The organism is Belnapia sp. AC561, from assembly GCF_979252845.1.
The window spans coordinates 1-246 of record NZ_CEEDBP010000405.1; the positions used below are offsets into that span (position 1 = coordinate 1).

General features: G+C 71.5%; 1 pseudogene. It reads left to right on the forward strand.

Annotated features, from left to right (window positions below):
* Positions 1-246 (forward strand): annotated as a pseudogene (locus AC0IW9_RS31620) (ABC transporter substrate-binding protein); the annotation flags it as partial.

Below are 246 nucleotides of genomic sequence, written 5' to 3' on the forward strand. Positions count from 1 at the left end.
GCCGGATACAACGGCGAGACGGTGGTGCGGATGAGCGCCAGCGACCAGCCGGTGCTGGCCGCCCTCGGCGAGGGCGGCCACGACCTGCTGCGCCGGCTCGGCATGACTGTCGACTTCCGGGTCGCCGCCTGGGGCACGGTGGTGCAGCGCCGGGCGAGCAAGGAAGCGCCGGACAAGGGCGGCTGGTCGATGTTCCACACCCCCTGGAACGGGCTCGACGGCATCAACCCCGGCGTCATGCAGTAT